Origin of the sequence: Synechococcus sp. R5-12 (assembly GCF_047502655.1) — a bacterium.
Classification (GTDB): Bacteria; Cyanobacteriota; Cyanobacteriia; order Thermostichales; family Thermostichaceae; genus Thermostichus.
In genome coordinates this window covers 1-14037 of sequence record NZ_JANSIM010000057.1, presented here as the reverse complement: position 1 = coordinate 14037, position 14037 = coordinate 1, and the positions used below count along the sequence as shown (strand labels likewise).

The window sequence follows — 14037 nt, the reverse complement described above, 5'->3', positions numbered from 1 at the left end:
TGTACTTCATCAAAGCGCATTCCTCCCGGCAGTGACCCTACGGGCACAGTGCGGGGCTCCTGCGATTTCTAGCTGATCCCCGGGTGCTATGCCATCCAGCCAAGGGCGGGGATCCCAAGAAGTCCAGCATGCTTTCGTCCCATGTTGACCGGCCCAACCCCACCTCGGCGGCACCTGAACCCGCAACTGCAGCAGCAGGCAGGGCAGTAGAGACGGGAGACAAAGGCATTCCGAAGCTATGATGAACAGGGATGGCTCTGAGTTTCTACCTACATCTTTAACTGGGTCTGTTTTCAGGCTGTGCTGACTGCTTCTTCTGCCGGTTCTGCGGTTGATGCCATTGCTCCTTTTGCTCCCCAAGTCTGGAGCTGGCGCGGACATGCCATTCGCTATGTGGTGCAGGGATCCGGATCCCCGCTGGTCTTGGTGCATGGATTTGGGGCTTCCATCGGCCATTGGCGGCACAACATCCCCGTGCTGGCTGCGGCAGGATACCGGGTCTATGCCCTGGATTTGCTGGGGTTTGGCGGCTCGGCCAAGCCTGCTCTCCCCTACACCTTGGATCTGTGGGCGGAGTTGCTGGTGGATTTTTGGCAGCAGCACATTCAGCAGCCTGCTGTATTTATCGGCAATTCCATCGGTGCCTTGCTCAGCTTGATCATGGCTGCCCGGCATCCCCAGTTAACAGCAGGAGCAGTGTTGCTCAACTGCGCCGGGGGATTGAACCATCGCTCCCATGAGCTCAGCCCGATTTTCCGCCTTTTCATGAGTGTTTTCACCGCTCTGGCGGCTTCTCCGGTGACGGGGCCGTTTTTGTTCGATCGGGTGCGGCAGCGGCAGCGTATTCGCGCAACTCTGGAGCAGGTGTACCGCAACCCCGCCGCCATTACGGATGAGCTGGTGGAGATTCTCTATGCCCCTTCCTGTGATGTGGGCGCTCAGCAGGTGTTTGCCTCGATTCTCACCGCTCCCCCTGGCCCAACTCCTGAAGCCCTATTGCCTCAGGTGCGCTGCCCGCTGTTGGTGCTCTGGGGAGAAGGGGATCCCTGGACGCCCATTCAACGGGGTCGCGGCTTTCAAAACCACGTGAAAGGGATCGACTACCAGTTCTTGCCCATTCCCAATACAGGCCATTGCCCCCACGACGAGCGCCCAGAGGTGGTCAACCCTCTGATTTTGGGCTGGCTGCCCAGGGCCTTTGCGGCGGTCTAAGCTTTTTTGGAGGTTCCTTTGCCGGAGAGGCCCAACCAACCTCGGATTTTGGCCATCCAGACTTGAAGGGGTGAAGGCTGGGGACGGATCGCCACCTGGATCGGCTCGTCTTGGAAGTCCTTGTCCTTAAGGCGAAACCCAAACTCCAGGTCATCTTTCACCTTGCCGAGACGGGGAAACAGCCTGACGGCTGCTTTTTTGAGTTCTTCCTCGTTTTGGAAAATGGCTTGGTGAATGGCGCTGGAACGTCCCACTGCTAGGGATCCCACCGGCAGCCAAGGGTTGGGCTGGCCAGGCGCGGGCTGGCGACGGCGGGCAAAGATGTTGAACTCCGGCATCCCCTTGGCTTTCAGCTCGTCGTACCGTTTGGCGGCTTCCTTGCGCTTGGCAGTGTTGGAGCTGGCCGGTTTTTTCTCAGGCTTGGATTTGCGGAAACCCTTAGACTGACTCATACTTGGGCTGACGAGAGGGGGGATTTTTTGCAGCTTAGCGCAGATCGGATCCCCTTCTCTGCTGGGGATCCCTTGTCCTCATTGTCCGTAGCCGGCGTGCTATACTTGTTGAGCTTCGGCGGGCGGTTAAAGGGGCCTGTCAGTCGGGATGTAGCGCAGCTTGGTAGCGCACTTCGTTCGGGACGAAGGGGTCGCAGGTTCGAATCCTGTCATCCCGATGGCTTTAAAGTTCACTGAGCTCTCAACTTAATCTTGGGGGTTTAATTTTGGGGGTGTAGGTGACGCAGCCAGGCATTGACGTTGACCCGAATTCGCTGCCCAACCTGTAAGAGGCGGTGCAGGTTTTCGGCAGAAATGTCTCGGCAGTCTTCTTGGGGCCAAGCTGGGCAACGCGGGCCAATTTGACGCTCCAGCGCTGTCAGATAGAGCTCTTGCAGGCGATCCAAGTTGATGGGCAGGCGCAGGTCTGCAGCCAATTGCAGCCATTCTTCCAGGTTGTAGAGCTGTTCGCCGAAGGTCTCCGGCTCAAAAGCGTGGGCAAGGTGCCACATCCCCCGCTGCAGGAGCCGATCCAGAACCCGGGCTGCCTCTTCCCGCCGCAACTGACACCCCAACTGCTCGGCCTCGCGCACAATTGCCCGCAATTCCAGCAGGTGATCCCGCTTGCCCTCTTCCATTTCCATCGCCCGCAAACTGGTCAACAGGCGTTGGTTGAGGGTGATCTGAGCGGCAGCCAACAACTCTTCCGGGATCGGCAGGCCGTCGGCCCGAAAGGCCATCAAGACCCCGTAATTGTCCAGGTAGGTTTGGCGGTAGAGCTGGGCCAGGCGGTCTAGGGTATCTTGAGTGAGCCAGCGCATCATCTGCTGCCGATCTTCGTCGTCGAGGGCGTTCAAGTCGAAGGTTTCCGGCCCAAATAGGTCTTGCAGGGTCAGGATCATCTGTATCCGACTGTGGGATCCGGCCAGCAGCCGCGCTTTTATCTGCTCGTAGATGCGCCGCCCAGCAAACGGCTTGACGCCACATTGAAAGTCCCAGCCGCCGAGGTGGAGCACGGCGTAGATTAGATCGTGCTCTTCGCGGGTGGTGGGAAAAGTGAGCTTCACCCGCCCGATAGCCAGTGTCGACCCGCCTATCGTCAGGCGCTCTTGATCCACTTGATCCAGCACATATCCTTGGGAACGGGGGATCCCGTTAAACAGGGAAAACATGGCGTGCCGGGCCACCAGCCGTTGCGGGCTGATCAAGCTGGGGCGCACCAAGGCGCAATAGACCCCCTTGCCATCTCTGTAGAGGTCGAGGTTGCTGGGGGCCTTGCTCAGGCGCTGCAAAAACTCCTCTTCTAGGTTGACATCCGCCACTGCTGCCGCCAACTGGATAGCCCGTGCCGCGTAACGCAGGATCTGCACCCCTTCAGGACGGGATAGCTCCTCGAAAAACCAGCCACAACTGGTGAACATCAACTGGCTGTAGCGCTGCATCTCCAACAGGCGCAGCACTTGCACCCGATCTTCGGCGGTGAGGCGGTGGCTTTGGTGCTCCTGCAAAAAGGCATCACAGCGCTCCCGATCCAAAATCACCTCGATGTAACGATCCCGCGCCAGCCAGGGATCCCGCAGGTAGGCTCTGGCCTCCGTCTCGTAGATCTCGGCCAGCTGATCCCGCAGCCAGTTGAGGGCCTCCCGCAGCGGTTGCCGCCAGCGTTGGTGCCACCCTCCCACCGCTCCGCAGCCACAGTCTCGCGACCACCGTCCTACCCCGTGGGCGCAGCTCCAGGCGGTGACCGGTTTCAGTTGCACCTCCCAAGTGGGGGGATGTTGGCTGAGAAAATGGCTGTAATTGCCCACCTGCCAGCCCCGGCGGGGAAATTCCTCGCAAAAGGCATAGGCCAGTGTGCGTTCTACACCCCGCTTGTGGTGGCCAAAAGTCTCGCCATCGGTGGCACAGTTGACCAGATAGGCTTCCCCCTCTTTGTCCGAGCGCAGAGCGGAACGGATCCGCTCCGCCAGCGAATAAGTACTGTAAACGATATCCCCAAAGCCCAAGTCACGGGAAATGGGGCCATCGAAAAAGAAAATATCCAAGTACCCCTCCCGATCGGGGGTAAAGCAGCGGTAGGGCCGGCGGGGATCGATCTGGCCTTGGCTAACGTCGATCCACTCCGTTTGTCCCAAGGGGCGAATGCGCTGCGCTTGGCTGGGGGCCAAAATGACGAAGCGGATCCCACATTCGACCAAGGCCGTGACCGTTGCTGCATCAATGGCGGTTTCGGCCAGCCACATCCCCTGGGGATGGCGCCCAAAGCGGTGTTGAAAATCGGCAATTCCCCAGCGGATCTGGGTGTACTTGTCTCGCCCGTTGGCCAGGGGCAGGATGACGTGGTTGTAGACTTGGGCGATGGCATTGCCATGACCCTCCAGCCGCTCGGCGCTGAGACGGTCGCCGGCCAAAATGCGTTGGTAAACTTCAATGTCATGCTCCTCTAACCAAGAGAGGAGAGTGGGGCCGAAGTTAAAACTCAGGAATTCATAGTTGTTGACAATACGCACCACCCGTCCTTGGTCATCCAGAACGCGGGCAAAGGCGTTGGGGCGGTAACATTCCGCCCAAATGCGCTCGTTCCAGTCGTGAAAGGGGCTGGCGCTCGGCTGTCGCTGAATGCGGTTGAGGCAGGGATCCTCTCGGGGCGGCTGATAGAAATGGCCGTGCAACACCACGTACGGCCGCGCAGAGGAAAGCTCAGCAGCACCTGCCGGAGAAGGAGCCGCTTGCATCGGCGGGTCGGAGACCGAATCGCTGGGCTCTGACTGTGCCGCTGGCCTATCGGAATTTTTGGAGCCACTCGGCAGCATAGGATCGTACTCCTTTTAGAGGCCCCCAACTGGGTTACAGGGGAACGCACTGTTAACTTAAGTTCATATCCATACGTTACAGCGATCCCCGATCTGCAACGGTGAATGTAAAAGATTCAGTTGGAAATTTGACAGGGAACAAACATCGGTCAGTAATCTTTGCGTTTTCCTCACAACAGAAGGGATCCCGGGACTTAGCGGGTGGGGGCCGATCTGCCGGTGGCCATTTCCCACGCCGAACAACCCGTTTGAGGTCAGGCCCTCATTGGAATCCCGGTGGATCCCCAGCTCGAACTCACATTCCGGTCCAGTGCCACCAGGCCCAGCCCAGCCCCACCAGCAGCGCCGTTATCCCATAGAGGGATCCCACCACCTGCACCTCCGACCAGCCCCCCAGCTCCAGATGGTGGTGCAAGGGCGACATGCGCAACAGCCGTTGGCCTGTGCCGGTTTTGCGTTTGGTGTATTGGAAGTAGCCCACCTGCAGCATCACCGACAGCGCCTCTGCCACCAGCACTCCCCCCATCAGGGCCAAGGCCCAGAGCTGATCCCCCAGCAGCGCCAACCCGGCCAGAGCGCCCCCCAACCCCAGGGATCCGGTATCGCCCATGAACAGCCGCGCCCGGTGGTGGTTGTGAACCAGGAACCCCAAGCAGGCACCGCTCAGGGTGAAAGCCAACACCGATAGCTCTGGATCCCTGTGAAGGAGCCCCAGCCCAATCAGCAGGATGGCCACCACCCCTGCCGCCAAGCCGTCCATACCATCGGTGAGGTTTACGGCATTATTGGTGCCCACCAACACAAACAGGGCCAAGGGCCAGAACAGCCAGCCCAGAGAGAGGGTGCCTATCCCCGGCAAGGTCAGACTGGTCGGGATCCCCTGCCAGGCCAGGTAGACACAAAACCCAAGGGCAACTCCCACCTGGAGCAACAGCTTGTGTTGGGGAGACAACCCCTTGTTGGATTGCTGTCGGATCACCAGCCAATCGTCCAGCCAGCCGACAAAGCTGTAGGCCAGCGTGAGCAGCGCGACGGCCAGCCAATGGGGATCCCAGCCGTTCGCGTAAGCGGGCCGTAGGCCTTTCCAGATCCCGGCCACCAGTAGCCCCACGGGCAAAAAGCTGATCCCGCCCATGGTGGGTGTGCCTGCTTTTTTCTGGTGGGATTGGGGCCCCTCCTGGCGGATCACTTGCCCCGCCTTCCAGCGCCGCAACCCGGGGATGAGCAGGGATCCCAGCAGGGCCGAACCCAACGCGCTCAACCCAAAAGGAACGACCACCTGGGGGCGGATCCCGATCACAAGGGTCGAGAGGGCCAAACCCAGCCCCAGCGAGAGCGCCATCCCGCCCCACTCTGTTTCTTCCACCTCCAGATCGGGAAGTGTATCCGCATCCACCCTTTCTGAACCCCTCACACCCTCAACCTCTAGACTTCAGAAAACTCCGGCAGGCAGAGCCCAAGAAAACTCTATCCTGCCAGAGCTCAGAGGCGAAAGTTAGTTGAGTGGGGATCCCTTCAATAGGGCCACTCAATAGGGCCACTTCCAGTTGCGCACCTCCGGCAGATCTTCCCCGTGTTTGCAGATGTACTGCTTGTGCTCCACCAGCTTGTCCCGGATAAGCTGCTGGACGTGATCCCGCCGGTACTTGAAGCGATCCACCCGCTCCAAGACGTCGTTGGCCAAGTTAAAGCGATCCACCTGGTTGAGAACGCACATGTCGAAGGGGGTGGTGGTGGTGCCTTCCTCCTTGTAGCCGCGCACGTGCAAGTTGTGGTGGTTGGGGCGACGGTAGGTGAGGCGGTGAATCAGCCAGGGATAGCCGTGGAAGGCAAACACGATGGGCTTGTCCGGCGTGAAGATGCTGGCGTAATCCACATCGCTGATGCCGTGGGGGTGTTCGCTGGGCGGCTGCAGCTTCATCAAGTTCACCACATTCACCACCCGGATCTTGATGTCCGGCAGGTGCTGCCGTAGGAAGTCCACCGCCGCCAGGGTTTCCATCGTCGGCACATCGCCGCAGCAGGCCATCACCACATCCGGCTCTGAACCCTGATCGTTGCTGGCCCATTCCCAGATGCCCAAGCCCTGGGTGCAGTGCTTGATGGCCGCATCCATATCCAGGTACTGCAGGGCCGGCTGTTTGCCTGCCACGATCACGTTCACGTAGTGGCGACTGCGCAGACAGTGGTCGGCCACCGAGAGCAAAGTATTGGTATCCGGGGGCAGGTAGACGCGGATGATTTCGGCCTTTTTGTTGACCACGTGATCCAAAAAGCCGGGATCCTGGTGGCTGAAGCCGTTGTGATCCTGCCGCCACACATGGGAAGTCAGCAGGTAGTTGAGGGAAGGAATGGGCCGCCGCCAAGGAATGTGCCGGGTGGTTTTCAACCATTTGGCGTGTTGGTTGAACATCGAGTCCACCAGGTGGATGAAGGCTTCGTAACAGGAAAAGAACCCGTGTCGCCCGGTCAACAGGTAGCCTTCTAGCCAGCCCTGACAGACGTGCTCGCTGAGGATCTCCATCACCCGTCCATCTGGGGAGAGGTGCTCGTCGCAATCGTAGATGGGAGCTACCCAGGTGCGGTCGCTGGCCTCAAACACAGCATCCAAGCGGTTGGAAGCGGTTTCATCGGGGCCAAAGAGGCGGAAGTTGTGGGGGTTGAGCTTCATCACATCCCGCAGAAATTGCCCCAGAACTCGGGTGGCTTCGGCTTCGGTGGTGCCGGGGCGGGGGACAGGCACGGCGTAGCGACGGAAATCCGGCATTTTCAGCTCCCGCGTCAGCAGGCCGCCGTTGGCGTGGGGCAAAGCCCCCATGCGTTTTTCCCCTTTGGGGGCCAGCTCTTGCAGCTCCGGCAGCAGACGGCCATTTTCATCGAAGAGTTCTTCCGGCTTGTAGCTGCGCATCCAGTCCTCCAGAGCCTTGAGGTGCTCCGGTTTTTTGGCCAGATCCGCCAGGGGCACTTGGTGGGAGCGCCAGAAATCTTCCACCTTTTTGCCGTCCACCTCTTTGGGGCCGGTCCAGCCTTTGGGGGTGCGCAGGATGATCATCGGCCATTGGGGACGAGTGGGATCCCCTTTGCTGCGGGCATGCTGCTGGATTTCTTGGATCTCGTGGATCACCGTGTCCAAAGTGGCGGCCATCAACTGGTGCATCTCTGCCGGCTCGCAGCCTTCTACGAAGTAGGGTTTGTAGCCGTAGCCCACAAACAGATTTTGCAGCTCGTCACGGCTGAGGCGGGCCAAAACGGTGGGATTGGCGATCTTGTAGCCGTTCAGGTGCAGAATCGGCAGCACTGCTCCGTCGTGGATGGGGTTGAGGAACTTGTTGGAATGCCAGGAAGCGGCCAAGGGGCCGGTTTCCGCTTCTCCATCCCCCACCACACAGGCCACCAGCAGATCGGGGTTATCAAAGGCAGCCCCAAAGGCGTGGGCCAGGGCATAGCCCAGTTCTCCCCCCTCGTGGATGGAGCCAGGGGTTTCCGGAGCCACGTGGCTGGGCACGCCGCCGGGGAAGGAGAATTGCTTGAAGAGCTTGCGCATGCCTTCGGCGTCTTGGCCGATGTTGGGATACACCTCGCTGTAGGTGCCTTCCAAGTAGGTGTTGGCCACCAGAGCAGGGCCACCGTGGCCGGGGCCGGTGATGTAGAGGATATTGAGGTTTTCCCGTTTGATGATGCGGTTGAGATGCACGTAGATGAAGTTCAACCCGGGTGTGGTGCCCCAGTGCCCCAGCAGGCGTGGCTTCACATGTTCCAGTTTTAGGGGTTCTCGCAGCAGCGGGTTGTCCATCAAATAGATTTGCCCGACCGACAGATAGTTGGCGGCCCGCCAGTAGGCATCCATTTTGCGAAGCTCGTCGGCGGTGAGCGGTTTTGTCGAGAGCTGTTCTGCCAGAACCATAGCTGTACCCCATAGGTATCTCTACTCCTATGGTGATCCGGGTTTGCCCAATTGCCGGGGGATCTTGGGATTCCTTTGGATTTGGCTCATTGGGTGAGCGGTAGGCACCTGTTACCACCACCAGGGCTTGATCGGGGTGCCGTCGGGAAAGATCAGGCCGGCAATCCGGGATCCGCTGTGCTTTAACCCTTCGATCTGAGCTCCTTCCAGGTTGGCTTGGGTTAGGTTGGCCCCGCTGACATCGGCCCGCCGCAGGTTAGCCCCCTGAAACTGGGCCTGACGCAGCTCGGCGCCGCTGAGATTGGCCCCTTCCAGGTCGGCATTTTGCAAGTTGGCCCCCCGCAAGTCCGCCCGCTGTAGGTTGGCTCCCCCCAAGTCCGCTCCCTCCAGGTTGGATCCGCGCAGATCGGCCCGGTTCAGATCCGCTCCCCTCAGCCGGATCTGACAGAGCACCAGTTCTCGCAGATCGGCTTTGCTCAGGTCTTGGCCGGAGAAATCTTGCCCCTGTCCCCCCCAGTTTTGCAACTGCCAAATGTGGCGCACCCGTTCTTCCAGGTGGGTCTCTTCCGAAAGCCGGGATCCCCGCAGGCTGGTGCCGCTAACTTTTACCCCCCTCAGGTCGGATCCCCGCAGGTCGGCTCCTTCGAGGACGGCGCCGCTTAGCTTGGCCTCTTGCAAATTGGCCTGGCGCAGATCCGCCCGGCGCAGGTGGGCGCCGTTGAAGTTGCAAAGGCGCAGGTTGGCCTTTCTCAAATTGGCTTCGTAGAGGCTAACGCCCCCTAGCCGCGCCTCTTGCAGATCCACTCCCTCCAGGTCGGCGTAGGCAAAGTTCCGCTCCCCACGCCGATAGGCCACGATCACCCCTTGCGCTCCCCCCACCGGGCGAAAGGGGCTGTAGGTGCAACAGGCCTGTTCTGCCTCCGGCTGGCCAAGCTGAGACAACAGCCGCCAAGCTTCCAGCCGCACCGCCCAAGAGCTGTTGCCAGCGAGGGCTTCAATGAGTTCGGCCAGGCCCGCCGACCCGTACTGCAGCAACTGGGATAGCGTGGCTAAGCGCACGGCTTCATCGCTATGGGCGAGTCGTCGCCGCGCCCCCTCGAGACCTCCCAGCACTAAGGCATGGGCCGGGGCGCTCCCGGTTGCCGTTTGCCCCCCCAACACCAGATCCCAAGGTTGGGGCCGGGATCCCTGGTCAGTCCTGACAGCCGGCTGAGGCTTACCTACCATGGGCGGATGCCGATGGGCCTAGCTATACCCAACGCCCCACCACCACGCGGATGGTGCCATCCTCCAGCACTTCTTCGGCCTCGATGGCATAGCCCTGCTCACGGGCTGAGCGCAGCAAACTTTTGTGGGCATAGCGCTGCAAGATCGGCTCCAGAAAGGTCTTGGGATCGATGCCCGCCCCCCACAGATCGGCCACCAGCTCGTAGTGATCCCCGTTGCGGCGAAACCCGATGTCGAAGCCATTTTTCTGACGGATCACCAAGTCGGCACGGGTGCGGTTCCAGAGATAGCCCCGCAGGCTGGTATCCCGCTGCACGGCGTAGCCCAATTCCTTCAGGGTCTCTTCCAGGAGATCGGCGTCTTTGATTTGCACTTGCAGGGTGGTGAAGTGAGACATGGCAGATCCAATCCTTTGACGGATGGAGATTGGGATCCTCACTATAAAGCCCCCTTGCAGTTATGGAAGAAATTTGACATAACCCCCTGCCTAAAGGCGGGAGATTCTGGTTCCTGGTTCTGCGGCAGCACTTACCGCCTTGGGTTGCCCCTCCAAAGCAGCGGTGCTCATCTCCCCAGGCGTTCCCCCAAGCGCTCCGCGCCGCTGATGCGAATGCGGGGCGGTTCCCTCTCGCGCCAGCGGGACAGAGTCCTTATGCCCCTAGGCACCGTTGCAAACAACAACCACAAAACCTATCGAGGCTGTATCCGGTCGTGAGACTGTTGGGCTTTTAAAGCGGCTGACTACCCTGCTGTCGCAGGCAGCGTAGCACAAAGCCGCCCTAGTCGCGTCAGCGGGCCGTAGGCCTTAGGGCGGGGCTTTAAACCCAGTTTTTTGGTCAACCATCCCGCAGCGGGTCGCGCGAGCGGAACGGAGTTCCCATTTTTTCCCTTAAGAGTGCAGCACACCTGGGCCTGGATGGCGGCTGGACTGCTCAGAGCAGGGTTGACCTGACCTGCCTTGTTATGTGGGTGCGCGCTGCGGCGTTGGCGATGGCGGTGCAGAGCACCGATGCCGGGGATCCGCGCCTAGCGTGTTCGGTGATACAGAAATCTTAGATCTGCATCTAGTGTCCAAAGTCGAGTATTGGAGATAACTTCCACTAGGTTTAGAGGCAGAAGCAAAAACCCGTCCCACAGGGATCCGTCCTCATCTGTTTCCGGCTGAGGTTGTCGGCGATGACGTGCCAAATTCACCTCAAGGCATTCCAAAAACCTGCTGATGAACCTTTCTATTCCCTGCCGAGCAAGCCCTTCCGATAGTTCTGCAAACAGAAATATCCATTTCTAGTTCTAACAAAATGAGTGAAAAAATTTGCTTTCTTAGCTTATGAGCAATCTGATTTGGCATCAAAAACTTGTTGATTGTTTAGAACAATCTTTCGTAACTTTCCTAAGCCTTAAATCCAGGCTTATGAAATGGTTAATTTCTCGGCCACCCTTTTAGTAGAGTTTTTAATCAACAAAATGGGCAGCTAGACGCTCCTAATAGAGTCTAGTGAGCCAGACTCAATAAATTTAGTGAGTCAAGCACTCGATTCTGGCTCAAGTTTTTAGAGTTAAAGCCTTTACGAAAGGGCTTTTGTGCTGGTATGAATAAGGTGCTGTTTGCAGAAAGGTCAGCTTCACACACAGGAAGACGGCTTGATGCAACAACAGGAGAAGTGGCGATTCTGACAGGACATGAATTTATGGTGTGGGGTTTGATATGTCGGAAAGTCTTGACTTGCAAGATGCGGTGGGGCGTTTCTTGAAGACGATTGGGCGCTACTCGTTGCTCACCGCTGAAGAAGAACTCCGTTTGGCTCACCAGGTGCAGCGGATGGTGGCGCTCCTAGAACAGCGGCAGCCCCACGAGTCGGTGGAAGATTGGAGCCGGCGGTTGGGGATCCCCTTGGCAGAGCTGCAGCAGATCCTGCGGCAGGGGGAAGCAGCCAAGAAACGAATGGTGGAGTGTAACCTTCGCTTGGTGGTGTCGATTGCTAAGCGCTATCGCAATCGCGGCTTGCCGTTTCTGGATTTGATTCAGGAAGGCACGATCGGCCTCACCCGCGCCGTGGAAAAGTTCGATCCCACCCGTGGTTACAAGTTCTCCACCTATGCCACTTGGTGGATCCGGCAAAGTGTGAACCGGGGCATCCAGAACAAGGGGCGGATGATCCGTCTGCCGGCCCACATGTACGAAAAAGTCTCCCAGGTGAAGCGGCGCTACCGCGAGTTATCTGCCGAAAGGGGATCCCGCCCCCAGGCAGAAGAAGTTTTTGATTCTCTGGATATCGGCGATAACTACCGTGAGCTGATCACCCGCCACATGGCAGAGATGCGGTCTTTGAATGTGGGGGTAGGGGATGAAGATGGCACCGAACTGCAGCACTTTATCCCAGATGAAGACAACGACCCTGTCGAACACCTAACCCAGGTTGCCCATCGAGAGGAAGTCCGCGCTCTGGTGGGCCAACTGAGCGAACGAGAGCGACAGGTGATCGTGGCTCGCTATGGGCTGGATGGATCGAGGGGCCTAACGCTGCGGGAAATTGGGGAGCACATCGGTCTTTCGCGGGAGCGAGTACGACAGATTGAACGGCGGGCCTTGCGGAAGTTGCGGCGGCTGCAGCAGGAATACTCCACTCCCAAGACCGGCAAACGGCTCAACCCCCTGGGTTAACCGGAGCCTGCGCCTGTTCCCGTCAGCGGTGCGCAGCACTGTAGAAAGGTTTTTTCACCACTTCGGCAGGCTGGCGCTGCCCCCGAATTTCAATTTCCAGCCGGGATCCCACCTTGGCCCAAGCCGGAGCGACATAGCCCAAGCCGATGCCGTAGCCCAAACTGGGAGAATGGGTGCCGCTGGTTACCCGTCCGATCGGCTCAGGGGAGTTGGGAGCGTAGATGGCATAGCCGCTGCGGGGGATGGCCGGATGCAGCATGCGAAACCCCACCAGGTGGCGAGGGATCCCTTGCTGCCGTTGGCTTTCGATGGCGGGCTTGCCGATGTAGTCCCCTGGGTTGTTCACTAACCAGCCCAAGCCGGCTTCTAAGGGAGTGGTGCTCTCGTCCATGTCCTGCCCGTAAAGATGGAAGGCAGCCTCCAGGCGCAGGGTATCGCGGCAGCCCAGCCCACAGGGTTGTACGCCGGCCTGAATCAGTTGCTCCCAAAGGCGGATGCCGTCTTCGGGGCTGAGCATGACTTCAAAGCCATCTTCTCCGGTGTAGCCGGTGCGGGCCACGAAGATAGACTCTCCCAAGGCTCCCGCCGCTCCGGCAAACTGACCGTGCTGAAACCGGCGCAAAGCCTTCAGGGATCCCTCTAAAAAGGGCTGGAGAACCTCCTCGGCTGCCGGCCCCTGCACCGCCAACAGAACCTGAGCATCGGAGTGATCCTGCAGGTTAACTCCGGGGATCCCTTGGAAGTGGTGGTTGAGCCAATCCCAATCCTTCTGCCGGGTAGCTGCATTGACGATCACGCTCCAGTGCTCCAGCTCACCCTCCGGTGGATGCCGGTAGAAGATGACATCATCCAAAATGCCCCCCAGTGGATTGAGCAGGACGGTGTAGCGACCGGATCCCACAGGAACGGCGCTCAGATCGCTGGGAACCAGACGGCTGAGGTGGGATCCCAGCTCCGGCCCCCAGAGGGTGAACTTGCCCATGTGGGAAATGTCGAATGTCCCCACCCTCTCCCGCACTGCCCGATGTTCTGCTATCACTCCCCGATACTGCAGCGGCATTTCCCAGCCGGCAAAAGAGACAAATCGCGCCCCCAAAGCTTGATGAAGGGAGAACAAGGGGGTGCGTTGCAGAGGCGTTTGGCTCATCAAGGGATCCTCAGCGGTCTAAAGACTAAAAGGTCAAAGACTAAAATAAGTGCAGCATCGCCCATTTCTCGGAGCTTGTGCCATGCGCCTTCTCCACACCATGATCCGCGTCGGCAACCTGGAGCGCTCCCTGCGGTTTTACCGAAAAAACGCCGTAAAGCCTTGCCCTTGAGGGTAGGGATGTAAGGCGCAGACCGTTTTATCCCTTCAGGAACGCTGTTCGCGGTAGCGGTGCGTAGCACTTTAAAATAGCAATATGTTGGTCAGAGAAGCCAAGCTGCTCAACGGCACAGCAGAGCAGTACCAAGCTCTGGACGAAGCCATTCGCACTGCGCAGTTTGTGCAAAACAAGTGTCTACGGTACTGGATGGATAACCGGGGCGCGACCAAAGCGGTTCTGTATTCCCTCTGCAAGGACTTGGCCAAAGAGTTCCCCTTCGCCCGCCAGCTCAATTCTGCCGCCCGTCAAGCTAGTGCCGAAAGAGCTTGGTCTGCCCTCTCCAACTTCTACCGCCGTTGCAAGAACAAAGAGCCAAGGAAAGGCTATCCGCAGTTCAAGAAGAACTGTCGGTCGGTCGAGT

General features: G+C 59.1%; 9 protein-coding genes, 1 tRNA gene and 1 pseudogene. 4 read left to right on the top strand and 7 right to left on the bottom strand.

What is annotated here, in order from left to right; genetic code table 11:
* Positions 1-300: 300 nt before the first annotated feature.
* On the top strand, positions 301-1212 hold the full coding sequence (locus tag NW843_RS03915) for an alpha/beta fold hydrolase (RefSeq protein ID WP_414419524.1): 912 nt from the start codon (positions 301-303) through the stop codon (positions 1210-1212).
* Here NW843_RS03915 and NW843_RS03910 read toward each other — a convergent pair.
* Complete coding sequence (locus NW843_RS03910; RefSeq protein ID WP_414381947.1) at positions 1209-1664, bottom strand: HHL1-like protein; 456 nt, start codon at positions 1662-1664, stop codon at positions 1209-1211. The two genes, NW843_RS03915 and NW843_RS03910, sit on opposite strands and share 4 nt — an antisense overlap.
* Positions 1665-1808: 144 nt before the next feature.
* On the opposite strand from NW843_RS03910, the gene NW843_RS03905 reads away from it, so the two are divergent.
* Positions 1809-1882 (top strand) — tRNA-Pro (locus NW843_RS03905).
* Positions 1883-1924: 42 nt separating this feature from the next.
* Here NW843_RS03905 and NW843_RS03900 read toward each other — a convergent pair.
* From NW843_RS03900 to NW843_RS03880, 5 genes are all read right to left on the bottom strand, one after another.
* Positions 1925-4516, bottom strand: a complete 2592-nt coding sequence (locus NW843_RS03900; protein WP_414522171.1) for a DUF3536 domain-containing protein — start codon at positions 4514-4516, stop codon at positions 1925-1927.
* A 295-nt stretch (positions 4517-4811) separates the two neighbouring features.
* On the bottom strand, positions 4812-5858 hold the full coding sequence (gene mraY / locus NW843_RS03895) for a phospho-N-acetylmuramoyl-pentapeptide-transferase (protein ID WP_414522172.1): 1047 nt from the start codon (positions 5856-5858) through the stop codon (positions 4812-4814).
* A 186-nt stretch (positions 5859-6044) separates the two neighbouring features.
* Positions 6045-8420 (bottom strand): phosphoketolase, encoded by a 2376-nt coding sequence (locus tag NW843_RS03890; protein WP_414522170.1) that lies wholly within the window; start codon positions 8418-8420, stop codon positions 6045-6047.
* A gap of 111 nt (positions 8421-8531) precedes the next feature.
* Positions 8532-9647: a pentapeptide repeat-containing protein gene (locus NW843_RS03885; protein ID WP_414522169.1), complete on the bottom strand. Its 1116-nt coding sequence runs from the start codon at positions 9645-9647 to the stop codon at positions 8532-8534.
* A 22-nt stretch (positions 9648-9669) separates the two neighbouring features.
* Entirely contained in the window at positions 9670-10044 is a 375-nt protein-coding gene (locus NW843_RS03880) for a DUF1257 domain-containing protein (RefSeq protein ID WP_414357757.1), read from the bottom strand.
* 1308 nt (positions 10045-11352) lie between these two features.
* On the opposite strand from NW843_RS03880, the gene NW843_RS03875 reads away from it, so the two are divergent.
* Positions 11353-12309: a sigma-70 family RNA polymerase sigma factor gene (locus NW843_RS03875; RefSeq protein ID WP_414375392.1), complete on the top strand. Its 957-nt coding sequence runs from the start codon at positions 11353-11355 to the stop codon at positions 12307-12309.
* 22 nt (positions 12310-12331) lie between these two features.
* On the opposite strand, the gene gcvT is transcribed toward NW843_RS03875, so the two are convergent.
* Complete coding sequence (gcvT, locus tag NW843_RS03870) at positions 12332-13456, bottom strand: glycine cleavage system aminomethyltransferase GcvT (protein WP_414522168.1); 1125 nt, start codon at positions 13454-13456, stop codon at positions 12332-12334.
* A 256-nt stretch (positions 13457-13712) separates the two neighbouring features.
* On the opposite strand from gcvT, the pseudogene NW843_RS03865 reads away from it, so the two are divergent.
* Positions 13713-14037 (top strand): annotated as a pseudogene (locus tag NW843_RS03865) (RNA-guided endonuclease TnpB family protein); the annotation flags it as partial.

Coding starts and splice junctions, on each gene's coding strand:
- NW843_RS03910 (WP_414381947.1), bottom strand. CDS start 1,664: ATGAGTCAGTCTAAGGGTTTCCGCAAATCCAAGCCTGAGAAAAAACCG.
- NW843_RS03900 (WP_414522171.1), bottom strand. CDS start 4,516: ATGCTGCCGAGTGGCTCCAAAAATTCCGATAGGCCAGCGGCACAGTCA.
- mraY (WP_414522172.1), bottom strand. CDS start 5,858: ATGGCGCTCTCGCTGGGGCTGGGTTTGGCCCTCTCGACCCTTGTGATC.
- NW843_RS03890 (WP_414522170.1), bottom strand. CDS start 8,420: ATGGTTCTGGCAGAACAGCTCTCGACAAAACCGCTCACCGCCGACGAG.
- NW843_RS03885 (WP_414522169.1), bottom strand. CDS start 9,647: ATGGTAGGTAAGCCTCAGCCGGCTGTCAGGACTGACCAGGGATCCCGG.
- NW843_RS03880 (WP_414357757.1), bottom strand. CDS start 10,044: ATGTCTCACTTCACCACCCTGCAAGTGCAAATCAAAGACGCCGATCTC.
- NW843_RS03875 (WP_414375392.1), top strand. CDS start 11,353: ATGTCGGAAAGTCTTGACTTGCAAGATGCGGTGGGGCGTTTCTTGAAG.
- gcvT (WP_414522168.1), bottom strand. CDS start 13,456: ATGAGCCAAACGCCTCTGCAACGCACCCCCTTGTTCTCCCTTCATCAA.